The following is a 25607-nucleotide window of genomic DNA, read 5'->3' as shown; positions in this document are numbered from 1 at the left end:
CACCTTACCAGGGTGGCTTTTGCATTAGGGATACTACGGCTAATAGTATCGGTTGTTATAGAATATTTCTTAAAGAGTTGGAAGATAGAAGCTAACCTCTATCTTCATGCTTTTAACTGTTCATTATCTTCTCAATTTCATTTAAAATCTTCTCCTTCGAAGCATCACACATCAGCTCCCCATTTATCTCAACAAAGGGCGGCGTCATGCTCTTTTCATTGCAACCCGGAAGGCTCACAGCCGCATCTATTTTTATACGGTCTTGCCATGGCTCTTGAATCTCTTCATTCAGGTTCATTAGTTCTGCTCCACCCATGATATAGGAATAAGTTCCTACACAAATTCTGATATGTATTTTCTCTTTCATAGTTTAGTTATTTGTGGAATATTTTAATATCTGACGCTTGGCCATACTTGGTTTGGCAATGGTATTACAACCATTTATACAGCCATTTTCACAAGCCATGATTTCATAAAAATTATATTCACCTTTGCCTAAAGCAAGAGCTTTTAATTCCTTAATATTCTCTTTAGAAAATCCAGATAGCTTGGTGTTATTTAAGTTTTTCTCGGACATTAAATAGTTTTTTACCATTTCTGTTACGCCGCCACTATAGGAGAATACTCGTGCTTCTAAATTTTCTTTTTTAGGGTTTATATTGATGTTGTGCATTTCTATTTCGGAGGCTGCTAACATAGAACCAAGCTCCTCAAAATTTAGGGTGTAATCAGCTACTTGAGTAGAGAAAACCTCATGCTTTTTGGCCATACAAGGACTGATGAAAACCATTTTTGCTTCTTTGTTTTCTTGCTTAACCTGCTCCGAAGTATAGTATAGTGGTGTCTTTGTTGTAGATAGTTTATCTTTCAATTTAGGGAGATGTTTTATCACTAATTCCTGATAGGATGGACAGCAAGAAGTCGTCATTTTCTTATCTGGATTTCCAAGAATTTCCTCCTCCAATTCTTGAGCTTCTTTTTGTGCAGTGATCACAGCACCTTCAGCAACTTCCACCACTTTATCGAAACCCAATTGAAGAATAGCCGCATGAACTTGTTCGGGTGTGGCGGCAAACTGTCCGTATAAAGCAGGAGCTACTAAAGCTATCATTTCCTCTTCAGATTTTAAGGCTTGATAGATATTTACAATATGTGATTTCTCCATTACTGCTCCGTATGGGCAAGCTTCGAAACATCTTCCACAGAAGACGCACAAGTCATGATTGATATTGGCAATACCATTCTTGTCTTTTGAAATAGCATCAACAGGGCATACTGCTTCGCAAGGAACTGGAGTGAAAATAATGGCATGAAATGGACAGTAATTCATACATAAACCGCAATTAACACAATCATCGGTATCAATTTGTGCTCTACCGGAAGAAAAGTTAATGGCATCCTTGGGACAATTGACTTGGCAAGGGCGGCCATCGCAGGATTGACACATATTGGTGACTACATAATTTCCAGGACTGCAAGAAAGGCAAGCCTCGTCAACTACTGTCAACCTCACATCACTGATACCTTGTTTTTCCTCCGCTATTTTTACATATTCCGATAAGGGAGTAAGTTCATCAGTTTCATCCTCAATACTGAATCCTAAACAAGCCATGAGTTTATATTTTAGAACTGCTCTATCCTTATGCACACAGCAGCGAATATGACTATTATTCCGGGGTTTCATTTCCAGAGGAATTCGGTCAATTAGTTCTCGAGAACCTCCATCTTGCAATTGACTGCAAAGACGAGTGAGAAGCTCCCTTCTAATAAACATGGCATTGTTTTTAATCATATATCTGGTTTTTAGCTTCTATAAATATTCGAGTATCACTCTTTTTAGAAATTTGGTCTCTAGCAAGTGAGCTATTCGTTTCATTACATTTCTTCTAATTTCTAACTCCACTGGTAGGGTAGGATCTTGATGTGCATTATTCACTTTGGTACCGACTATAATGTAGATTTCATCATTGTCAATAAACTGCTGTATGATTTGTCCAGCAGGTGTATCTTCAGGTTCCTCAAGTATACTGTTTGATTCTAAGAGTGTTGATATTCTTCCTAAAGTTAATATGCCTTCAGAAACTAAATCGATACCTTCAATCTTAGAAAGAGGTGGAAGTGTTGGTGTGGCTGAATCCATATCTACATCAATTTCTCTATTTAACTCTCTGGATATTATTTCAGCTGTGGTTCCTCCACATAGTATTTTTGTTCCTTCGAAATGGTCTACTTTTTCAGCCAGTAGTTTATCGTTTTCTCTGCTATAAGGCGGGCCGGTACATAGTAATAATTGACGGGCTTTGGTGAAATGAATCACCCCACAAGTCATATCATCTTGTGCTTTTTGAATATCATTACTGATGGCTTGAGCACAAAGCTTTTTACTTAAATCCCTAGCTGAGATATTTGGATGTTTCTGAGTATTGATTTTGAGAAAGGATTGTACCGAAGTCATCTCCCATCCAAAAGGCATATCTTTTCTGCCCATTCCCGATTGACTAATACCATCAGTCATATAAGCGATTCTATCATTTTTTTGTGCTTGGAAATTCCAAGAATAAAGATTTTGAGGATACTCCATTGTTGAAGAGAGCACTAATAAATCACGATTAGGTTTTATACATTCACCATCTCTAATGAGAAGCACGGGTGGATTGCCATATTCTATGATATGGGTTTCTCCATCGGAATCAATATCGATAATAGTAAAGGTAGAGAAGCCTATTTTGCGAAATGGGTCGACGGGTAAGGTTTTCATGATGGTCTCGGTAAAACGCTCCAATGGCTCGTTTAAGGACATAAAATTAACGATCATCCCTGCAGTGAGGGAAGCCAGCATGTTTGCTTTGATTCCGCTGCCCAATCCATCAGCTAAAACCACCAAAGTACGGTTTTCTTGTTTTAAGCGTCGGGAAAGGAACACATCTCCACAAACTACTTTCTTGTGTTTGCAAACCTGTTGGTATTCCACATCGATGAAAAGCTCACTGCTATACATTCTCCGAATCTTCGTAGGATTGAACAATGGTATTTAGCATGGTCTCTGTTTTTGCGGCATTTTCCCCCAACAAAAAGGCCACCTGTTGTACGGTAGATAAGTTTTCCAAAATCACTTCCTTGGTTCGCTTGATGACCTCCTCATTTCTGACTTCTGGAGATTGTAGGTTTCTCAAAATTCCGCAAATGATTTTATGTTTTTGGATGGTGAATATGGAAAGGTGATATAGCTTTCCTTCAATTCTTATGTCTTTGTCGAATTTCTCTAAATCCAGTTTTATGGCATTTTGAAAAAGTTTATAAGGTGGAAATACCGCTTTCAAATGCGCACCTTCTAAGCCTGGGATATCATTAAAAAGCTCACAAGTTTCTTCGCCTAACATTTCAGCAAACTGAAGATTGGATTCTATGATTTTGAGTTTATCGTCGCACATAACCACTGCATAAGGCATTTTCTGTAGCAATACAGAAGCTTTATTTTGCGCTACTTTTCGCATATAAGAAACACACATGCTGCTTTCCGCTTTTCCTTCTAAAAGTGCTTCAGCAAAATCGCGGCAGTTTTCATACCCACAGCCACTACAATTCAACTCGTCTTTGCTCGATAATTTTCCAATGGACTTTAATGATTCTAAAATATCCTCCCCCGAATGCTTTGGAATATTGACTTGGCTTTTCTCATAATCGAGACTAATTTCTATGGCATTTTTCAGCATTCTCTCCTGTGCAGATGTTTGCTGATGGGTTCTAATGATATTGGCTCTTTTTTTGGCAATAGAATTATTTTCAGAACAACCAGGGCCATTCACACAACCTCCATTGCAGGATAGTAATTCCAAAAAGCAGAGCTTATCAGTCTCGATACCTTCTAGGTTTTCCAAAACATCTTTCACGCTATTTCTACCAGAGAAAGACATGAAATCTAAATCTACCGTAGTAATTTGTGATTTTAGGCTATTAATCATTCCGCCATCCACAGGATAAAGAGAACCATCGGCTGCTTTATTTGGATAGAATAATTCTTCAGTTTCAGATTCCTCAAAATAGGCAGATTCTTTTTCAAGCCATTCAGATAATTCCTGAAAAGTGATGGAAACATCCACTAAACCCTCATGTTCTTCGGCTTCATTCTTTTTAGCAATGCAGGGGCCAATAAATACGATTTTAATGGGCTCGGTTTGCAAGCTGCGTAAATAGGCCGCATGAGCAAGCATGGGCGACATGATGGGTACGACTTTATCGATATGTTCGGGATAATATTTCTGAATAAGGCTGACTACAGTGGGGCAGCAAGACGAAATATGCAATCCTGTTTCTTGTTGATTCAAATATTGATTAACGGATTCGGAAACCATTTCGGCACCCAAAGCCACTTCAGACACTTCATGAAATCCGAGCTGTTTTAAGGCTGAGATAAAAGAGGAAGCCTTGTGCTCACTAAACTCAGAAACCCAAGCTGGAGCAATGGCTGCGATCACTTTCTGTCCGCTATTGAAAAGGTTTTTGGCAGCGGCTACATCGTTTCTAATCTTTTTGGCACCTGCCGGACAAATGGTGGTACAATACCCGCAGTTAATGCAAAGCTCCGTAATGATAGAAGCACTATGGTCTTCTATTTTGATGGCTTTAACGGGGCATCGTCTCACACATTTGTAGCAGTCCTGACAATTGTTTTTCTCAGTGTAAATAGATTGGAGAATCATGCTATTAAATTTTTGGTTATTTTTAGCTATTTCTCGGTATGGTAAGCTTGAGGCGAATGTTGTTTTTTGGGCTTGAAGGTAGCGTCTAGAATTTTGACGATGCTTGATTCGGTCACATTGAGGTGTTTTTGGTCACCGATGCTTAGAACTGGGCCATGGTTACAATCGTTGGAGCATAGTTTCCCTCTAAAATCGGTTTGATCGATTAGCTGGTTCATGGCTAAATAATCTTTTACTATTTCCAATGTTTTGGCGTTTCCACGGCTGTAGCAAGAGCTACCCAAACAAATTACAACTTTAATTTTCTCTTTCATCTATTCACTTTTACTTTAACTGTTAGATGGAATCACATGATGAAGAATAATTATTAGATAAAAAGTTTAATAATTATTTTAATCATGCTTATTTCATCTGATCGTATTTACAAGGTGTCAGAATAAAACCATTGACTTATCAAAAAGGCTTGCTACTCACCTGATAAAGAATAACAAGCTCATTTTGATTAGTACAAGGTATGAAATTCTATTGCTTATCCCTTTTCAATTGGCGTGCCATGGTTTGTAAAACAAAGGATATGAGGTTGGTATGTTGGATTGTGTAAAATGGAGGAAATTAGAGGTGTCATTATATGTGACAGTTAGGGGGTTTGGATTGTCCTGATATATTACAGTGTTTTGTTTTAGGACGGTGGTTTTAGTCATTTTGGATAGGAAAAAGAATTTTGAGGAGGGTTTTAATTGAGATTAGAACATAGGCTGGAAGAAATATTTAAGGATTCTAATTGTAGCTGGTATTTATAAGCTAGGCCACCCAGGGCCTCAATCCTTTCTTTATGCTCAAAGCTTTGATCCCATAGTTACAGCCAAAAAAAATCAATAAAACATGTCCCAAATATTTACCAAATTTGGGACATGTTTTACAAAAAAAAAAGCCTTTGGGAAGTCCCAAAGGCTTTTTTATAATCCGTTAAAGTAAATAGATTTCAATTCAGTAAATCTTAATGCTTATGGTCATGATCATGAGAATGCCCATGGTCGTGATTGTGTTCATCAAGAAGAGTAACTTTACCATCGGTGAGGCTATAATAAGCGCCAACAATTTTTACTTTTCCTTCTTTTTCTAGATTGCTAAGGATATGGCTGTTTTTTCTAATGTCGGCAATGGTTTGGCTCACGTTTTCTTTAATCACATGATCAAAATAGGCTTTGTCCTTATAGTTTCTTTCGCCTTCCACATTCTGGATGGCTGGTTCAATTTGAGCTAGTAAGTTATCCACATTGATACTTCCCACATCTACTTGTTTAATGGCAGATTTTACTGCTCCACAATTTTCATGGCCCATAACCATTAGCACTTTAGAACCAGCAACGGCAACACCATATTCCATACTTCCTAACAAATCTTTATCTTCAATATTTCCTGCCACACGAGCCACAAAAACATCGCCAACTCCTTGGTCAAAAATATACTCAACAGGAACTCTAGAATCTATACAAGCTAAAATTACAGCCTTAGGAAATTGCCCATTTGTGGTGGCTGAAATTTGAGCGTTTAAGTCACGGTTTTCCATATTCCCAGATACATAACGCTGATTGCCTTCTAATAAATCTTTTAAAGCGGCATCGGGAGTGAGTGCATCTTGCATTTGTTTAGTCATCACGGTTTTTACTTTGGTGGAAGTTAAAACGGGAGATTCTGTGTTAGAATCTGATTGTTGTTCAGACTGATTACAACTGATTACAAAAAGTGCTAAAAGGCTGATAAATAATAATGAGAATGATTTTTTCATTGTTTTGTGATTTGATTTTTGTGTTTTTATTTGACTGATATATAATTCTTAAGGATTATAAAATCTTAATACTTTACGAAAGTATCACTAAGTCATTAAATCACAAAACACTATATGGATTTTAACGCTGATTTAGCAATTTTTACTGCTTGTTGCTATAGAAATCTGGGCTGTGATAGTTAGCATTTGAGAATTGTAGTGGTCGGTATTTATACCCCACTTTCTAGGTCTTATATCACTTGTGTGAATATAATTCCCAAGGTTCTGAGGAAATAGCCTACCTTTACCACTGGTTTATACCATTTTTGATTTCAATCAGTCATTAGTCCATTTTGCTGCTTTTATAATTTCCTTTCTATACAGCAATTATTTCTTATTGAATTACGGATTGTCGAGCCGACATACATTTGTTACCTAACAAGATCAATAGAGAAATATTTATGAAAAAGCTAAGCTTAGGAGTTATTGGAACTTCAAAAAAAGAAGATGAAAAACGCGTACCTATTCATCCTGATCATTTAACACGAATCCCAGAAAAAATTAGAAAACAGTTAATATTTGAAAAGGGATATGGAGCCCCATTTGGTTTGGATGATGACTTTTTTATTGCCCAAACTGGTGGAGTGGCCTCTCGTCATGAATTATTAGCAAATATTGGTTCTGTTATTATAGCCAAGCCTGTTTTAACTGATTTAAAGGAAATACGTGAAGGTGGATTTATTTGGGGATACCCACATTGTGCTCAACAGGGTGATATTACGCAAACTGCCATTGATAGAAAACTAACCTTAATTGCCTTTGAAGACATGTTTGTTTGGTCGCCAAGCGGACAAGTGGGAAGACATACTTTTTATAAAAACAATGAAATGGCAGGTTATTGTGCTGTTATTCATGCCTTGCAATTAAAGGGTATCGATGGTCATTATGGAAATCAGCGCAAAGTCATTATTTTTAGTTTTGGTGCGGTGAGTAGGGGTGCTATTTATGCACTAAAAGCTCATGGTTTTAGAGATATTACCATTTGTATTCAGCGACCTGATTATGAAGTAAGAGAGGAAGTTTTAGATGTTCATTATGTCCGTATTCGTGAAGGTGTAGATGGGGAGGCTAGAATGGTAACAGTAGAGCATGATGGAACCGTAAAGCCTTTGTCTGATTTGATTAGTGAATCAGAAATTATAATTAATGGTACCTACCAAGATACTGATCATCCCATAGATTTTGTAACAGAAGCTGAAAAAGATTCTTTAAAGCCAGGATGTTTAATTATTGATGTGAGCTGTGATGAGGGGATGGGATTCTATTTTGCTATACCTACCACTTTTAAAAAGCCATTAATACATGTGGACAAGATTAGTTATTATGCTGTAGACCATACACCAAGTTATCTTTGGGAAAGCGCATCCAGATCAATATCCGCAGCTCTAATTGTATATTTAGAAACGATACTGAATGGCCATGATAGTTGGATGGATAATGATACCCTTCGAAGAGCCATTAACACAGATAAGGGTGTGATTAAAAAAGAATCTGTTTTAACTTTTCAGAATCGTGAGGCAGAGTATCCACATCATTTTAGAAAGAAGTAGATTCAGAAATATTATTTTTTGAATCCGAATAAAAACATGAAGATGTTATGGCTAGTCTAATAGAAAGGCTAGTTCTAACATCTTTGTTATTTTATAATTCGCGGAAATACTCTTAATCCATGGATCTCTTTTTGAATGATTTAAATTCAATTGATATAATACAACAAACTGAAAAACTATCCTTTTCGTTGGTCTTGTTATTTAACGTATCTTTGCAGCCGGATTACTAATCTTTTAGTATCAATCATTCACTATCATTTTTGTTGATGAGCTCTTACAGCCTTGATCATCACATTAGCAGACTTCATACTTATAGTTGAATTATCAGCAAACTAGTCCCAACATCAGAGTGCTAATACATAGTGCACTAGATGCTTCATGGCATTTAGTTTTTTCTGATGTCACCAATACATTTCTATATGCATAGTGATTCAGATCATGGTTATGCTCAAAAACGCATAACAACAGCATTGCTTCTTGCCGCTGGTACCGGTAGTCGCCTTTTCCCTTTAACACAAAACTCGCCTAAATGCCTTACCCTTGTCAACGAAAAATCGATTCTCGAAAGATTGATCAATAATCTTAAAAGCCAAGGATTTAAACGACTTGTCATCGTCACCGGTCATGAACAAGCATCTATCAAAGATTATCTTGGTGAAAAATCAGGAGACATTAGCATCGAATACGTTCACAGTCCCCTATATAAAACAACTAATAATATTTACTCGCTTTGGATGGCCCGCCATACTATTAAAGAGTCTTTTGTGCTTTTTGAAAGCGATTTGGTATTAAACACTACATTGTTGAATGATATGGTTTATCCGGATAGAATGGCTGTAGCACTTATGCAACCTTGGCTTAATGGAACAACAGTTTCTGTGAACAAGGCAAATATGGTGACTCAATTTCAAAAAGGAACAACAGATGTCTATTCTGATATCCGGTACAAAACAGTGAATATTTACAGTTTTTCATTGGCATCATGGCAAGCCATTATATTGAAATTGAATCAATATATTAGCGAAGGTAGTGTCAATTGTTATTATGAAGCTGTTTTTGCTGAGATGATTGAAAATAAAAGTTTGGCATTAGAATCGGTTTCTTTTGATCATAAACCATGGTATGAAATTGATACCATGAAAGATTTAGCAAAAGCGGAATTATTATTCCCTAAGGATTTGAAAAAGCTTGTTATGCAAGAATTTGCAGTGGCATAGTTTATTAATTTATATACAGACAATAATTATTATACTAATACCATGGAAATCAAGTATAACACACCAGAAGAAAAATACGAATACATTGCAAAACAACATGGAGGATATTATCGCCACCATTTTACAGATCATGCTTACCTGTATAATTTATATTTCCCGCCCAAGCAGGTTTTTGATCATCTAAAGGATAATATTCACAATTTGGTTCTGAACTATCCCATGGCACAAAATGCTTTGGCTGAATTGATAGGGGAGCTTATTCATCAAGATGCGAATAAAATTATTGTAGGAAATGGGGCTGCCGAAATCATAAAGATACTTTCGGGTAGTTTAGCCAAAAAGTTAATTGTTCCGGTCCCATCTTTTAATGAATATGCAAATGCAGCACCAGAAGAACGAGTGGTGGAGTTTCCCCTTGAATTTCCATCTTTTCAGCTGGATGTAGACAAGTTTGCTGCCGAAGCCATTAAAGTTGGAGCCGATGTGGCGGTTGTCGTCACACCCAATAATCCTACGTCCTTGGTAGTGCCCAAACCCGATTTAATACGATTAGCTGAAAAGTTAAAAACCAGCAATTGTATGCTTATTATAGATGAATCGTTTCTTGATTTTACCGACAAGAAAGAGCAAATTAGTTTGGAACTTGACATCGACAAATATCCCAATATGGCTATTCTGAAAAGCATGAGCAAAGCCTATGGAATTTGTGGTTTAAGAATAGGATATATGCTAACAGCTAATCTCGAATTTGCCCAAGCAGTTCGCAATGGCATTCATATTTGGAATATTAATGGTTTTGCGGAAGAATTTTTGAGGATATTGCCACAATATAAACAAGAGTTTGAGGCCAGTTGTGAGGAGGTTAAAGTGGATCGAGATATTTTTTATAACGAGCTATGTTCCATTGAGGGCATGACTGTTTTTAAGCCCGATGCCAACTATATTTACTGTCGTTTGCCCGATGATGCTTTAAGTGGCCCTGAGGTTTGTAAACGTCTATTTATTAAGCATAATATTTATATAAAAGATAGTGCTGGAAAAACCCAACCCGATGGCGATCGATATATTCGGATTGCCAGTCGTACTCAAAAAGAAAACACTACTCTTATTCTTGGACTGAAGGAGGTGATGTATGGATAATAACAAACAATTAAGCGTATTCAGCTTTATTAAAGATATGCCAAACATTTGCTCTCTTTTGGGATTGTTGAGTGCGGTGATAGGAATCTATTTTGCCATTCAAGGAAATTTTGAGGCGGCAATAATAGGCGTTTTATGGGCGGTATTATTCGATTGGTTTGATGGTATTATCGCTCGAATATTAAAAGGAAGAACCAAAATACAAGGTGATTTTGGCGCTCAACTCGATTCCATGATCGATATCGTCAGCTTTGGTATTTTGCCGGCCATTATCCTTTTAAGCTATGGAGAATATAGTATCTGGTTTTTACCTGGAGCATTTGTCATTATAGCTGCTAGTGCTATCCGTTTGACTTATTTTAATGTTTATGGATTGATTGATACTAAAACATACAAAGGATTTCCTTTGGATAATAATGTGCTTATTTTGGCACTAGTATTTGTCTTCGAAAACTTTTTTGAGCCTTCTATTTTTGCCATTTTAATCTATGCCCTCCTGATGCTGTTTTCAGTACTTAATTTATCTTCTATCCCAACTCCAAAGTTTGGAGGAAAATGGGTTTATGCTTTGGTGGCTTATGTGATTATTCTAACAGGTGTTTTTGGATGGTTATTATGGGTTTAAATATAATTGGATAGGATACTACTTTAAAAAACCATTATAAATCAGCAAGAAACTCAAACACCTTCACACGAGCCTGATTTTTGGCTAAATTATCACCCTCCATGGTTCCACCAAAATCAAATTCATAGTCTTTTCCATTGATATTCATTTGGCCTTTTCTTATGGATACATCTGATTCCGAATCTGGGTTTCTAGAAATGAGATGACCAGCATTTTCGTATTGAATATTTTCAAAAGCAAATTTAAAATCATGGCCTTTGATTCTCTTTTCTATACTATCTGCCATTTGAGCAGCCGGCCAAACGCCATCCTCTTTGCCTGAAAAGAGTAGGATAGGACCCTTAATATTTTCAACTTTAATGGAAGCCAATTTAATGTGCTCATATTTTTCCAAACCCGATTTCCAATAAGCCAAAGTATTGATTTGAGAGGATGCATTTGGAATGATTTTTTCCATAGGGATATAAGGAATGTCTTCGTCTTTATAGGTCCAAGAGGCTTTAATGTGATCTGAGTTATAGGGAAGAACTCTATTTGCCCAAGAAACGGAACTTGGGGCATAAGCAATGACTCCGCTAATTTTATTTGGAAGTACAGAGGCCAATACCAAAGCTAATTCCGCATTTCTTGAGGCGCCCATCACTAGGATTTTCTGGGCATCAACTTCAGCTTGTTTGCCTAACTAATCTATAGCTTTCTCAAAATACTCTAGGGGAATTTCTTCAGGAAGATCCGGCAATCCTTCCAATCTGGTATAGGGCAAGGATAAACCTACATAACCTTTGTTTGCAAATTGTTCACCCCAATAGTTACCCCATTGTCCGCCACCAATCAAGATAATAGCAGTTTTGTTTTGAGTCTCGCTTCTTGCAAAATATTTGGCTTGAAATCCATCTTCATGAATAAAACTAGTTTTAAATCCATCGAACAGAAAATGATCGATTATGAGATAAGTAACTATTAATAATAGAATGGATATAATGGTGATGATAACTTGTTTCATGATTATAATATAATTTAAAAAAAGAGCTTAAAGATATACCTAATCATTCGAATAGGAAAAATGGTGTTTATTCAAAGCATATTTTAATATCTGTTCATGAAATATTATATTTGCAGTGATGTAGTGAATGATATCACTAATACTCTTAACATCAGACAAATAATTGTTTGTCTAACCTAAGTAAACTAAGAAACTAAAGAAAACTATATATTAATACTAAAACAACAAATGATGTTTAAAAAACTAAAAATCACCCTCCCCATTTTTATTTTGGCTTTAATGCTGATATCATGTGGAGAAAAAGAGAAAGCTGTGGAAGCGATTAAACCCATTGAAAAAGTGAAGTATAGTCCAGAAGTTTCAGAGGAGCTTGCCCTTGAGCGTGCTGAGTCTATTGTGAAGAAAATGAATCTGGATGAAAAGCTAGATTTAATAAAAGGACATAAGGGCTTTTTCATTAAAGGATATGAAAAATATGGTTTACCTGATGTATACTTGAGTGACGCTACTCAAGGTGTAAATATTAGAGAAAGCTGGTTGGGTGATGATATTAGCGATTATGCTTTAGAAAAATCAGTGTCTTTTCCCAATGCTTTGGAATTGGCTGCTACTTGGAATCCTGAAATAGCTTACGATTATGCCCACAGTATTGGCGAAGAATGTAGAGCAGCTGGAATTGGTATTTTATTAGGTCCTGGGATGAATATTTATCGCAACTCTCAATGCGGAAGAAACTTTGAATATATGGGAGAAGATCCTTATTTGGCTGCTAGAATCGTAGAGCAATATGTGGTTGGTGTTCAGAATACTGGAGTTATTTCTACTATGAAACATTTTGTGGCCAATAATACCGATTATAAACGTCGTGCTTCCAACACAGTGGTTTCTGAAAGAGCTTTACACGAAATATATACGCCTGCTTTTAAAAGTGGTGTGGATGCTGGTGCCTTGGCTGTGATGACCTCATATAATCAAATTAATGGGGAATGGGCCGGACAAAGCGATTATGTGATTAACTATCTATTACGTCAACAACTGGGTTTTGAAAACTTGGTGATGACCGATTGGTGGAGTGTTACAGATGCTGAGAAGTTGGTTAAATCGGGACAAGATTTGGAAATGCCTGGAGGAGAGACCATGACCGAACTTAAGAGTTTAGTGGAAAGTGGTAAAGTAGAAGAGAAATATATTGATGGCATGTGTATCAATATTATTAAAACCCTTGCCAAAGTTGGATATCTTGATCGTCCTATGAAAGATGAGTCTTATTTAGAGAAATTTGCTGAACATGAGCAGGTAGCTTTAAAAACAGCCCGTGAAGGGATTGTTTTATTGAGAAACGAGAATAATATTTTACCCATTGCTAAAGGCAGCGAGAAAAACATCCTGATTACTGGAATGTTTGTGAAAAGAAATATTTACGGAGGAGGTTCTGGTGAAGTAGATGGTTATGATATAGTTAGTATGTTAGATGCCTTAGAGGAGGTTTACCCGAATATTCAGTATAAAGAATATGCAACAGAGCAAGAAATGAAACAAGCCGATGTGCTAATGGTGAACACAGTGACTTGGGACTACGAGGGTAGTGATAGACCATTTGCTATTTCTGAGAAGCAGGAAGCACTCGTTCAACTAGCGGCAAAAGCCAACCCAAATACTATTGTGATAGTAAGTTCCGGAGGTGGTATTCGTATGACCGACTGGAATGATATTGATGCCATCCTCTATAATTGGTATCCTGGTCAGATCGGGAATATAGCTTTGGCAGAAGTACTTACAGGACAAACCAATCCAAGTGGAAAACTCCCCATGACCATAGAAAAAGAATTTAAAGATTCTCCAGCTTTTGGCTATAGACCAGCCGATGCTAAATTCCTTTGTGAGCATCCTAGTTATTTTGATATGGATGCGCCAAAGTCAGTTATAGACCGTTGGAGTTTTGATACCTCTATTCAACAAGCTCCTGACCAGCTTTACGATGTAAATTATGAAGAAGGAGTTTTGGTGGGTTATAGATGGTATGATACTAAAAACATAGAGCCTTTATTCCCATTCGGATTTGGCTTGTCTTATACGAGTTTTACCATCAGCGATGCTCAATTATCCTCCTCAAAGATAACAAAGGAGGAGGCTATAAAAATATCAGTAAAGGTGAGCAATACAGGAACTCAAGCAGGAGCCACCGTAGCCCAGCTTTATGTAAGCGAAAAGAAGCCTACGGACATTCGCCCCATCAAAGAGCTTAAAGCTTTTAAAAAGGTCATGCTGGCCGCTGGTGAAAGCAAAGTAATAGATTTATACCTAGACAAAGATGCTTTTGCTTTCTGGAATAGCGAAACCAAGGCATGGACGGTTAATCCTGGTATGTTTGAGATTTTGATAGGTCAATCTTCTAGAGATATAAACGAAGTATTGAGCCTTGAGGTGAAATAGTTTTATTGAAGAGTTTTGTTTTGAAACCGGCCTTTTATGGGGTCGGTTTTTTTTGTGGATGTAGCTAAGTGGTATGAATTGGGGTCGTGCTGGTTTTTAAGCTTCAAATATATCACATCACCCTGCATTGAGATTGTTTTTATTGTGTTTAGTTGTTTTTTTCAATCCATCCTTGAATCAACTCATATTCTTTAATCTCATGTTTTGGATAATTACCACTATGAGACCAAATCTCAAGATAATCAATTATTCCACCCTTAATAAATAAAATTGCTTCTGCATCTAATTCAAGTTCTTGAGATTTTATTATTAATCCATATAATACCTTCTTATCAACCCCCTTGAATGTTTCAATTCCCTTTTGTTTTTCAAAGTGCACAAAAAGTCCTGTCCACGTATATTTATAATCCTTAATTTTCAAATAGTCTAATTGAGAGTTGAGCAAATCTTGGTCGTTTTCAGTCTCAATAATTTTTTCAAGAATGTCTTTAATATATTTAGAATCAATCATTTTATAGGTTTATTCAAATGGTGTTTTAATATTTCTTTTTGATATTATTATTCTAAAATTCATTTGTGCTATCTTGTATTTAATCCGACATAAACTATATGCGTTATTAGGCTACGTTTGTTTTTATTAATCATAATGACCAACCCATATAATTTTGTATTGTCCCTGCTTAATGCGTTTAAATTTGATTACCAATGGTGTTCCAGTCATACAAAACGTATATCCTCCATATTCTCTATCAGATGGAAATGAAATTGGAATTCTGTTGTTCCTTACGTTGCAATACCTGTTTGTTGATGATATTAATTTTCCACTTATATCGGAAGATGAGTCAATAGAATTAATAGGATAGGTATAATAATCCCAAATACTAAGTTCGTTGATAGAATCCGATTTTTCTAATTCACCCCAAAAGGATTTTTCTGTAGTGTCCGTTTTTGCAATGAAGGCCCCTATAATTTTATTAATTTCATCTGAAAACCTGTATTCAATTGGCTTACCGTAATCTGGAATCTGTGGATAAGATTTTGTGATTTTTGGAATTTGATATTCCTGCGCAGTAGTGCTTTGATTATTTATAAACAGGATTCCTAGTGTTAATACTATTGTAATTTGCAATTTCATTTTTAATTTATTTTTGAAAATAAGCATTCCCATTCAAATGGTGTTTTATTTTTCCTGCTGAATAATTATGGTTCTGTTTACAATCGGCAGTATTGTCATTTAACCTTTGGAACTAACTTCCTTTTTTTAATTAAAAATGTATCAGGTTCAACCCATGCATCAGTATAAGGTAAGATTCTTATATATATTGAATCCTGAATCATTTTATCACAGATATCTCTAAATTGACTATCAAGTTCTAGACATTCTTTTTCAATAGAAATACTATCATTTATAGATAATTTTGTTTGATAGGTTATTAAAGGGTAAACTTTTTTATTTGTAAATACTGGACAATAATCTTTGAGTTCTGGTTTTGAGTCTATGTTTACAAAAACCTTATTAAGCCTTAAGTTCCTATTAATTTTTTTGTTGATTCTTTTCATTTTACCAAGCACCTCTGGTTCATTTTCAAAACACCATAAATCTTGCGCTGGTTTAAGTAACCAATCAACCATTCTCATGCAATACGTGGCCATTATATAATCATTCGTTGATAGGCATTTTTCAGCTTCAACCAACCAGTCAAGAGCATCTTTATCATCTATTCTGTACAAGCCATATGTGATGTAATCAACCTTCCAACCATTATTATATTTTCCATATAAAGTTACCAAAGAGTATTGTACATCATCATCACCCAATAGTGCTGTAGTTACTGCTGTTTCTTTATTTCTAGTTATAAAATTAATGAGAAATGGGTTGAAATCTTCATCTTCAAAAAGTACTTCAACCTTGGTGTTTTTGAATAAGCTTTTTTGATAAAAAATATCTTGACTAAAATATGGATATTCAAACAAGCCATATTTTAAACCATAAAAAAGACTGTCATAGTTCGAACCAAGTAAATTTGCTGCTATAGAATCATTAAATAAGTCTAAAGTTTTATCATAATCACTTTTCATCATAGATGTGCAAAAATCAGATTGTAACTTCCAAATCTTCTTGCTTAATTCATCTGGAATTTCATAGTTTTTCTTTTTAACAACTGGTTTACAGTTTACAAGCATTATACTGATGAGTATAATAGTCAGTATTTGTTGTATACGAGATTTTTTATCCATAATTAATTCAAAAATGCAACTTTCTGTTCTTTAATATTCCAAATTGGCTTTGATTGAACATTGGTAAAAATAATCAAATAAATATATCTTCAAAATGAAAAGGTTTGGATTCATCTGTTAGCCACTATTGTACTAAGAAAAAGCCGCCTTTATTCCACAAACTCCAACATTGCAATTTGCATATTCCCTTTAGTGGATTTGTTTTCTAATTGAACCGCTACTCGTTCTGTTTTTTGATTTTTAGTACCATAATGAGTCGTTAGTTCAGCATAAACAGTAACGGGACCTGTGATGGTTTGTCTTGATTCACTAAAGTAATTTACATACACGGTATAAAAACCGCGTTTTGCTTCTTTTAAGCTAAACTCTTCTGGTCCATATCCTCGAGTAAAATCTCTAGAAATTCTTCCTCCTAGTGCAGTTAATGGATGACTATAGAAACATTTTTCACCATTAGGATCTACTACCCACAAATCTATATCATTATCATTACTGCTCCAGTCTATAGTGATGCGAATATCAAAAGGCATATCTTTTATATAGTCTTTATTCACTTTTGATAATTTCAATTCTTCTTCATGCAAAGATATAAGTGCATTCATTTCATTAAATACAACTTCTTTTATGTCATCAAAACGCTCCCACTTATTATCTAAAACAAATAAATACATCTCCAATGCGTTTTGATATTCTTTATTGCGCTCAAAGGCTATTGCCAAATCTCTAAAAGACTGAGGCTCTTCAGGACGTAAATCTCGGATTTCTTTATAAATGTCAATGGCCATTTCGTATTCCTCTTCGTCCAATAAACGTCTTGCAACTACTTTTAATAGTTCAGGATTTTCCAAATCTAATTCTATGATATTGGAAAGAATTCTAAGTGCCTCTTGATGCTTTTCTTTAGCAAAGAACAAGTCTGCTACCTGAATATAAAAGGAAGGTCTGTTTTTGTTTTCTTCTTTAAGCTGCTCATAAAGCATTAATATATCATCATCATTGGCTTTTCTTAGCTCTTTCATATAGGGAGCATCTGGCATCCAAGCCAAAACTTTTATAGATGACTTTGTTTCACTTCCTGTTACTTTCACACCATCAATATGTTCTACTGTTTCGCCTGAACGAGAACCTCTAACACTGCCGCCTTCTATATCTTCTGAAATAGCAGTTCGTACAGTCGCTCCTGAGCTAGTAACATCTCGGGAAATTAGTGGTAGCTCATATGCTATAACTTCTGCTTCTTCTAATATAAGAGAAGAAGGCCATAACCTGATTTGAATAGGATAGCCATCAGAAATTGTTATAGTGCTGGGTTCATAGCCAACTGATGACACAGTTAAAGTTAGAGAATCTAATACAGGAAGGGACTCTATGCTGAAATTCCCATTAAAATCTGAAGAAGTGCCTGCAATTTGTGTTTCATTGTCTATTATAGCCACATTTGCAAAGGGAACAGGTTCGCCAGTATCGAAATCAATAAGACGTCCTTGAATTCTTCTATTTTCACCAAATTCAATAATGCTATCGTAATAATTATTTCCGGTCTTTATTTTATAGGATTGGTCATAATTGCTAAAAAGAGTATTGATTCGTTGAATATTTTTCTTCTCTATGTCTTTTTTTGAGGCTTGTTTAGGCTTGTTTTTATTTTTAATGGCAATAAGCTTATCATAGTCTTTTTTCAATTCTGCAGGTGGAATAATATCATACCTTACATAATCTTCTACTCTATCAAGGACCAGCATTGACGTATTTCGAGTGATGATGTTATACTTCTGGCTGAGTTCAATAATTCTTTCCTTGTTCTTTTCATAATTTGCATCTAGATAGGCCAACTTTTTGCCGGCCCAAATGCGAGAGACCATTTGTGATTCTCCATTTTTTCTAATTAAAAAAGTCTTTGATTGATTCACTCCTGTTTTATTACCAAAATTCACCTTTAGGGTAGCTTCTTTATGGGTTAAAATACCTGTAATCTCAAATTTAGAATTTATAGATTCTGCTAGTTTGGGATAAACCTCTTTAATATGATTGGAATTGTATTCGCTAGAAAGAAACTTTTCTTCATCTTGTTGAATCAACTCTAATGCCCTGGGGATTGAAGTAGTCGTGAGGTCAATAAATTCTCCATTTGTTTTGGCACAAGAGGATTTCAATAAACCATAATCGCTGCCAGCAGTAGAGCTAATAGCATAAATGGGTTTCGTAGCTTGTATTATTGCTTTTCCAATAGTATTGACCCCATCAGAAAATAATAATATGAGGTCTTTATCATCTGAAAAATTGAGGTTCTGTAAACATGTCGCTCCATCATTTTTTAAAGAATGAATATGACTAATAATATCTGTGGCATTTGAAGCTAAAAAAGATTTTCCTTCTGATTCATAAAGATTAAAATGATAAATTGATACTTTTACCTCAGAATTCAAGCTATTCATGTATTCTCCCAAAAATTTTAATTCCTTTTCTGTATTTCGCTTTGAAGCTGAAAAGGAGTTATCCCAATAAATGGCAATACTTTCAGGTTCTTTCACCGTCACTTTTTCTAATGGATTGGGTGGGAAATTGAGGTAGAAATAGGTTTCTCCCTCAAAATCGCAGGTGAAAAGCTGAAAAGAATCTGTTGAATATCGAGGAATAGTAAATCTAATATCTTCTGTAGGTTTGAAATTCTTTTCCTTTAGATTTAGCACATAGGAATTTTCTTTACTATCGAAATTAATATTCTGAAAATCACTCTTGATGTCTATCTCATCAGAATTGCTTTTAAGCACTTTTACTTTCAATGAAAAATCGTCAATTTGATTCAGCTCTCCAAAAGGTAGTGAATAGTTTAGGTTTTCTTTATCACCATTTAAAGTTTCACTAAGCGCAAGAACTAGTCTTTTGGTTCCTTTAGCAGGAATGGGATAAATCTTGGTTTTAAAATTATTTCCTTTGGTTTTATTAATGATTCCAGGGTCAATATTTTTGCGGACTATAGCTTCAAAAGCTTGTCGAGCTTTTACTTTTTCAACAATGACACCTTCGCGTAGTTTTCCATTGATTTCTAAAGCATAACGATATATTTCTTGCCCATTTTTCAGAGGCATGGCTAATTCTCCTTCAAGAATGGTGGGGTATGGGTTATAAAAAACCATATCATAAGTTGTGGTAGCAATATTACCCACCACTTCAATCTGAATATCTAGCTTAGAGATTTCTAGTTGTACATTCTTATCTCCTTTATAAACACCTAAACTTGGAATTTGGGCAAAACAAGTTGAACTTAGTAAAACGAGTAGAAATAGTTTTAATGCCTTCATGTTTTTTCTATTTACCTGATGAAATTGAATATCTGAACATCATTTTAATAATAAAAATGATGCCAAAGTATGTGCTTGATCATATGCTTGGTAAAAATAGCTCAAAATTATATATTCTCAAAAGGATTAGATAGGAAATTAAATAGACTTAAGGTGTTATATTTAAACAAAGAAGAACAAATAAATAAAGCAAGTTTCTAATTGGGTCTTGTTTTTAAAGACATAGCATTTTACTTAAGGATTTCATATTTAAATTCTGCAGGCTCTTTGGTTTTGGAGTCTTCTAGATTGCTGATAATAAAAATAATGCTTATGATAAGCAAAATGCTAATAAAAGCATTACGAATTGATTTACTATTCGCTTCAAAAGGACTAGAAACTTCATCGGATAGCTTTCCTTTAAATCCTTTGAAAGACCAAACAATAAATGCTCCAATAATTTCTAATATAAAGTTTGCGAAAGATGGTCTCATTTTATTAAAACGGTGGGCTTATTTACTTTTGCTACGTCTCACTATTTTTACAATACGACTATATATGATTTCCGATAAATTCCAATCATATCCATTAAAGTCTGTGGTATTAATAAACTGAATAATGACGGTATCAATATCTTTATGATATTCTGCCAGGCTTTGATATCCAGGAACTAGGCCTCCGTGCTCGTATACGTAAATAGAGGAATATATTTCTTGTTCACCCTCTTCAAATACTGAACCATCGTTTAATGCACGCAAGAAAATTCCTACATCCTCTGCTGTGGCTATCATTCCGACCTCCTCAGTCTTGAAATCTTCATCATAGCCTGCATAATAGCCACTCATCACATCATCTAAATCCACTTCATCAAGAGAGCCGTAGGTATGGCTTAGGCCAAGAGGTTCTAATATTTCTTCCCTAAAATATTGTTGACGACTATAGCCTACCACTTTCTCTATGATTCTTGAAAGTAATAAATAATTGGTATTTGAATAGCCATAAGCTTTATCTGGTTCAAAGTTGGCTGGTAAGTCAAGCGCATATTCGAGCGCATCTTTTTTGAGGTCCGATCGGTCTTGCCAAAAGTCTGGATTATCTGTAAAATTAGGAATACCGCTCCTATGTTGCACCATTAATCGCAAGGTGATTTCATCTATATTTTCAATTCTTCCTTTAAGCTCGGGAAAGTAATCAGAGACTGGTTTATCTAATGACAAACGCTTATCATGGGCTAATTTACTAATAGCAACCGCCACATATAATTTACTGATACTGGCAATTTTGAATAAAGCTTTTGGCTTGGCAGGAATTTTCTGATCTCGATCGTGCCAGCCGGCCGTATAGAATGCTGGAGCTTTACCTCCTTCGTCCACATAAACTATCATTCCATCAAATCCATGTTCTATAGCTTCGTCGGCTTGTTCTTGAACCGAATTGGGTAAGGGTAAAATCCAAGCCCATACCAAAATCCATGGTACATAAAACAAGGATATTATGGTGCTACCTAGTAATACTATTCTGATAATTAGAGTCTTTTTTTTCTTTGTCATGCTATTTTAGGAAGATGTTTTTTGAGTTCATGTAAAAGTATAGCTTGCTTATAATTTTAATCAAAAAATTATATTTTAATCAAAAATATGGCAAATAATTTAAAAGGGGAAACCTTAACAGAATTCTTGGCAAAACAGAAGAAGGTTTCAGATTAAAATCCGATATAAACATTCAAAAGTAAAGTAAAAGGAGTGCTTTGAGAGTATACTAGTTCTTCTTCGGAGAGACGAATGAGATTGCTGTATTTGATATTATTATAATCTAAAATATTCAGAGCAGATATTCCGAATTGGCAATAAATGGTATTGATATTTAGTTTGTACATCAAGGAGGCATCCCATCGATTATAGGGGATAAGTTCTGAAGAGCTGGTACTTCTTGAAAACTCCAATCCCGAGCCATATACATAGTTGGTGGAGATATAGAAAGGTGAAAAATTGAGGATGGCGGCGCCTTTTAGCTCATGTCTTTGATGGTGTGGTGCCAGCTCAAACTCATCTAACTTGCTATTCTCGAAACGCTCCATGGTCTGGCTTAAAGTATAAGCTCCCCAAATTTCATGTTGGCCTATTTTTGCTTTTAAATAGAAGTCGATTCCTTTTATTTTGGCCTCCCCAGAGCTTCTACTGATTTCTTTATCGCGAAGAATGATGCTATAGTTAAAAATATGATCAATACTTTTATAAAAGGCTTCCACACTGAAATTGAAGATGTCATAATCGTAGCTCAAGCCCAATACATAATGATGTGCTGAGGTGGCCTCTTGCTTGTCGAGCTTAAGGATTTCCCAAAAATTAAACAGAACTTCCTTTTCATTATAAATGGTGCTTTTATATAGGAATTGCACATATTTTCCGTAGGCTGCATTTACTTTTAGGCCTTCTATAACAGAATAAGTCATATTAAACCTAGGCTGCACGTAAACTTCATTTACTTCAGGAACATAATCCGTTCTTAATCCGGCTTCAAGATAAAAATGTTTTGATATGGCAATATGATCTTTTAATACCAAACTGAATCGATTGCTCTCGTTTTCAAGTTCTTTAATGGTACTTAAGTTGATTTCATTTTCATAGGAATTGGTATTTCTGACAAATTCTGCGGTGGCACTAATGAAATTCTTTTCTCCCAATACAAACTGATGGGAATGATTGATTTTAATCTCAGATATTTGATTGCTAGTAATAGAATTGATTTCGAAACTTTCTTGGCCATTGCCATTAATATTAGTATTTACAAACCTTCTATTGATATCGATATTATACTTTAGATGGCTATAGGAGATGACAGAGGTGGAGCTATTTTTGTTTTTATAGAATTTATTATACTCAGTAGAAAATCCACTTTGAGTTTTGTCTTTATCGCTTTTTGCACTAAAAACGCCAGAGTTTCCTCTAACTTGAGAGTAAGAATAATATTCATTATCTTCACTAGTGATCACATTCATTTTAAAATGATCTTTATCGTTGATATGCCCTGTGAATTTTACATTAAAATCTCTAAAAGAGGTCTCCGGAATCACATATTCTTTCCCATCTTTAATACTTTGATTAGAGCTGTTATCCTCCAATATATTATAGAAAGTTTGTCGGTAGGCGGTTTGGAAAGAAAATCGACCAGCAATGGGGATGTTCAGGTATCCGCTTACAGCTTGATTACTGATATTGGCATTTCCATGAAAATCGCTATAGTCTCCACTTTTCCCTGTAATATCCACCAAACCACCCACACCGTTTCCATAGTCTGTATTAAAAGCTCCTTTTGTCACATTGATCTCTTGTATCATGAGCGGATGAACAATACTTTGATTCTCGTCGAAACTACTCATGCTAAACAACCTGATGTGATCGTATTCCATAATGTTTTGCCCAGGCCAAGAACCCCAAATGGTATAATCGTTGGTTTGTTCTCCTGAGGCCATAATCCCGGGTTGTAAGCGTAGCATATTATAAATGCCATTATCCATATTACCCGGTAAATACCTACTGGTTTTTTGATTGAGTTTTATGGAAGCAGCACGCTGCCCTGTAATCATATCGAAAATGGAACTTTCCGACTTTACCTCTACTTCATCTAAATAGAAATCGGCTGATTTTAATTTAATTTGATAAGATTGAGAAGGAGTGAGGAGGGTATCTTTGGTATAATATCCTAAATATTGAATCTGAACCTTCTCGACACTATCGGTAGAACGAAAAGTAAAATAGCCACTTGAGTTGGTGCTCAGAAAGCCATTCTTATATTTAATCAATGCCGAAGGAAGGCTTTCACCAGCCGTGGCATCTGCAATAAAACCGTAGTAAAAATGGTAGTTAGGCTTGTCTTTCTTTTTCTTCTTTTGGGGAATGATAATAAAAATGGAACCTTGCTTTTTATAATCTAAATCGAAGCCACTAAGTAAATCAATGATGGCCTCCTCCGGATTTTTATAAATTGCATTTTTACTCAGCACACATCCCTCTATATCTTCAGCATTAAAACTAAATTCCACTTGGTATTGGCTTCTCATTTGATAAAAAACGGCAGATAAATCCTGGTTTTCTACCTGAATGCTGATACTTTGAGTATAGCCTAAGGTAGACAATAGAATTAGTAAGAGTATGGAGAAAAGTCGTTTTATCAAATTGCTCTATTATATTTTAAATTTAAAACCTGCATAGCATTACAGGGCATTTAGTTTCTGAATACTTTATAATATCCATTTGCTGTTTCTTCAAAGTTAAGCTGGAATTGAATACAAATCAAGTCTAATGCCAAATCAGGATGCTGTGGTCGCTCAAAATAGGCTCCATATTTCAGTGCAGATAAGTCCTCGCTATAATCTATATGGATATTATACTGTCGTTCTAATTCTTGAAAAACTTTCGTTAGAGGCTCATTGGTGAAACTAAATTTATGATCAATCCAGGAGGTATAATCCCGGGCATTCATTTGTTTTTTCATACCAGACTTGGCCAAATTATCAATAAGAGCTAGTTCGCCAGCTATGATTCTATAATGGATATCATATTTATTACTCGCCACTTCTACTTTTCCACTTTTACAATAGACCTGATATTCAGAATCGCGGGCAAATATATTAAAGCTGGTACCCAATACAGTGGTTTTACCCTCCTCCGAAATCACGGTAAAGCTTTCTCCTTTTTCGACTTCAAAAAAGGCTTCTCCAGAGAGTTCTACTTCTCTTTCCATATTCCACCAATAGGGTTTATAATGGATTGAAGAAGCAGCATTTAATTGCACCATGGAACCATCTGGAAGTTCATGAGAAATGTGTTGGCCTTTGCTGGCTATAATATCAATGGAATAGAGTTTCAAAAACATGGTCATCCCCACTAAAATAGCTATAGATGCTGCAATGCCATAGGATTTCCATCCCAATTTAATGGTTTTACTTTCTTTTTTCAGGATGGTTTTCTCATCAATTTTTGCCCACAAGGCATCATCACTGGTAGCAAAATCGTTTTCCAGATTTTTAAAAGAGTCTATATTTTTATCATATTCAATCATTTTGTTTTCTTTTAACTATTTGCTGTTAGTCTTTGGCTCCTGCAGCTTCTTTAATGCCTTAGTCATTCTCTTCTCTACTGCCTTCACACTAATTTCTAAACAATCCGCTATATCTTTATAAATCAATCCTTCCATTTTGTTCATTAAAAACACGGTACGTTCTTTTTCTGTGAGAGATTGAAGCGCTAATTCGCATTTCTTTCGATAATTTTCAGCATTTTCATCAGGAGAAGAAGAGTCTTTTAATTTGAATTTAAAATGGGCAATATAGTCAGCTTCTAATTTCGTTTTCCTCATATAATCCAGAAATAAACCGCCTGCTATTTTATAGAGAAGTGCCTTGATTTTATCAGGCTGGTATTGAAAATCTCCTTCCCATAGCTTTACGAAAGTGTCCTGTGTTAAATCATTAGCCATTTCTTCCTCACCTGATCGGTAGTAAAGATATGCTCTAATGCTTCTTCCATATATACTATATATATTTCTGAATTCTTCTTTATTCAATAGAGAATGATTTTTTTGATGTAATGT

General features: G+C 35.3%; 21 protein-coding genes and 1 pseudogene. 5 read left to right on the top strand and 17 right to left on the bottom strand.

What is annotated here, in order from left to right; translation table 11 throughout:
- Positions 1-112: 112 nt before the first annotated feature.
- The 6 genes from HNS38_RS08735 to HNS38_RS08710 form a co-directional block, all read right to left on the bottom strand.
- Positions 113-367, bottom strand: a complete 255-nt coding sequence (locus HNS38_RS08735) for a hypothetical protein (protein ID WP_172282530.1) — start codon at positions 365-367, stop codon at positions 113-115.
- 3 nt (positions 368-370) lie between these two features.
- Positions 371-1792 (bottom strand): monomeric [FeFe] hydrogenase, encoded by a 1422-nt coding sequence (locus HNS38_RS08730; protein ID WP_172346315.1) that lies wholly within the window; start codon positions 1790-1792, stop codon positions 371-373.
- Positions 1793-1810: 18 nt separating this feature from the next.
- Positions 1811-2998 (bottom strand): SpoIIE family protein phosphatase, encoded by a 1188-nt coding sequence (locus HNS38_RS08725; protein WP_172346314.1) that lies wholly within the window; start codon positions 2996-2998, stop codon positions 1811-1813.
- Entirely contained in the window at positions 2991-4700 is a 1710-nt protein-coding gene (locus HNS38_RS08720) for a [Fe-Fe] hydrogenase large subunit C-terminal domain-containing protein (RefSeq protein WP_172346313.1), read from the bottom strand. Before HNS38_RS08720 ends, HNS38_RS08725 begins: the two co-directional genes overlap by 8 nt.
- Before the next feature lie 26 nt (positions 4701-4726).
- On the bottom strand, positions 4727-5014 hold the full coding sequence (locus HNS38_RS08715) for an NAD(P)H-dependent oxidoreductase subunit E (RefSeq protein WP_172346312.1): 288 nt from the start codon (positions 5012-5014) through the stop codon (positions 4727-4729).
- A gap of 683 nt (positions 5015-5697) precedes the next feature.
- Positions 5698-6489, bottom strand: a complete 792-nt coding sequence (locus HNS38_RS08710) for a carbonic anhydrase family protein (protein ID WP_172346311.1) — start codon at positions 6487-6489, stop codon at positions 5698-5700.
- A 440-nt stretch (positions 6490-6929) separates the two neighbouring features.
- Here HNS38_RS08710 and HNS38_RS08705 point away from each other — a divergent pair, with 440 nt between their 5' ends.
- The 4 genes from HNS38_RS08705 (at position 6930) to HNS38_RS08690 (ending at position 11060) form a co-directional block, all read left to right on the top strand.
- Positions 6930-8078 carry a N(5)-(carboxyethyl)ornithine synthase gene (locus tag HNS38_RS08705; protein ID WP_172282882.1) on the top strand — a complete coding sequence of 383 codons (1149 nt, stop codon included), beginning with the start codon at positions 6930-6932 and terminating at the stop codon, positions 8076-8078.
- A 419-nt stretch (positions 8079-8497) separates the two neighbouring features.
- Complete coding sequence (locus HNS38_RS08700) at positions 8498-9295, top strand: phosphocholine cytidylyltransferase family protein (protein ID WP_172282880.1); 798 nt, start codon at positions 8498-8500, stop codon at positions 9293-9295.
- A 42-nt stretch (positions 9296-9337) separates the two neighbouring features.
- Positions 9338-10435 (top strand): histidinol-phosphate transaminase, encoded by a 1098-nt coding sequence (locus HNS38_RS08695; protein ID WP_172346310.1) that lies wholly within the window; start codon positions 9338-9340, stop codon positions 10433-10435.
- Entirely contained in the window at positions 10428-11060 is a 633-nt protein-coding gene (locus HNS38_RS08690; protein ID WP_172346309.1) for a phosphatidylcholine/phosphatidylserine synthase, read from the top strand. The genes HNS38_RS08695 and HNS38_RS08690 overlap by 8 nt, the downstream gene beginning before the upstream one ends.
- A 34-nt stretch (positions 11061-11094) precedes the next feature.
- On the opposite strand, the pseudogene HNS38_RS08685 reads toward HNS38_RS08690, so the two are convergent.
- Positions 11095-11727 (bottom strand): annotated as a pseudogene (locus HNS38_RS08685) (acyl-CoA thioester hydrolase/BAAT C-terminal domain-containing protein); the annotation flags it as partial.
- 15 nt (positions 11728-11742) lie between these two features.
- A complete protein-coding gene (locus tag HNS38_RS08680) occupies positions 11743-12063 on the bottom strand; it encodes a hypothetical protein (RefSeq protein ID WP_172282872.1) in 321 nt (106 codons plus the stop codon).
- 231 nt (positions 12064-12294) lie between these two features.
- Between HNS38_RS08680 and HNS38_RS08675 the strand changes: the two genes are divergently transcribed.
- Positions 12295-14496 carry a glycoside hydrolase family 3 C-terminal domain-containing protein gene (locus HNS38_RS08675; protein ID WP_253939370.1) on the top strand — a complete coding sequence of 734 codons (2202 nt, stop codon included), beginning with the start codon at positions 12295-12297 and terminating at the stop codon, positions 14494-14496.
- Positions 14497-14644: 148 nt separating this feature from the next.
- Here HNS38_RS08675 and HNS38_RS08670 read toward each other — a convergent pair whose 3' ends face one another.
- From HNS38_RS08670 to HNS38_RS08630, 9 genes are all read right to left on the bottom strand, one after another.
- Positions 14645-15007, bottom strand: coding sequence for a hypothetical protein (locus HNS38_RS08670; RefSeq protein WP_172346307.1), 363 nt, complete (start codon positions 15005-15007; stop codon positions 14645-14647).
- Positions 15008-15133: 126 nt separating this feature from the next.
- Positions 15134-15664: a hypothetical protein gene (locus HNS38_RS08665; RefSeq protein ID WP_172346306.1), complete on the bottom strand. Its 531-nt coding sequence runs from the start codon at positions 15662-15664 to the stop codon at positions 15134-15136.
- A 62-nt stretch (positions 15665-15726) separates the two neighbouring features.
- Entirely contained in the window at positions 15727-16734 is a 1008-nt protein-coding gene (locus tag HNS38_RS08660; protein ID WP_172346305.1) for a hypothetical protein, read from the bottom strand.
- 149 nt (positions 16735-16883) lie between these two features.
- Complete coding sequence (locus HNS38_RS08655) at positions 16884-20036, bottom strand: VIT domain-containing protein (RefSeq protein WP_172346304.1); 3153 nt, start codon at positions 20034-20036, stop codon at positions 16884-16886.
- A 230-nt stretch (positions 20037-20266) separates the two neighbouring features.
- Entirely contained in the window at positions 20267-20509 is a 243-nt protein-coding gene (locus HNS38_RS08650; RefSeq protein ID WP_172346303.1) for a hypothetical protein, read from the bottom strand.
- 18 nt (positions 20510-20527) lie between these two features.
- Positions 20528-21565, bottom strand: coding sequence for a serine hydrolase (locus tag HNS38_RS08645; protein ID WP_172282860.1), 1038 nt, complete (start codon positions 21563-21565; stop codon positions 20528-20530).
- A gap of 152 nt (positions 21566-21717) precedes the next feature.
- The gene (locus tag HNS38_RS08640) at positions 21718-24189 is read right to left on the bottom strand and encodes a TonB-dependent receptor (RefSeq protein WP_172282858.1); all 2472 of its coding nucleotides are present in this window, start codon (positions 24187-24189) and stop codon (positions 21718-21720) included.
- Between the two features lie 50 nt (positions 24190-24239).
- Positions 24240-25076, bottom strand: coding sequence for a FecR family protein (locus HNS38_RS08635; protein WP_172282856.1), 837 nt, complete (start codon positions 25074-25076; stop codon positions 24240-24242).
- A gap of 15 nt (positions 25077-25091) precedes the next feature.
- Positions 25092-25580: an RNA polymerase sigma factor gene (locus HNS38_RS08630; RefSeq protein ID WP_172282854.1), complete on the bottom strand. Its 489-nt coding sequence runs from the start codon at positions 25578-25580 to the stop codon at positions 25092-25094.
- Positions 25581-25607 lie beyond the last annotated feature (27 nt).

Origin of the sequence: Lentimicrobium sp. L6 (assembly GCF_013166655.1) — a bacterium.
In the GTDB taxonomy this organism is placed as follows: Bacteria; Bacteroidota; Bacteroidia; order Bacteroidales; family UBA12170; genus UBA12170.
This window is presented reverse-complemented; position numbering and strand designations above follow the sequence as displayed.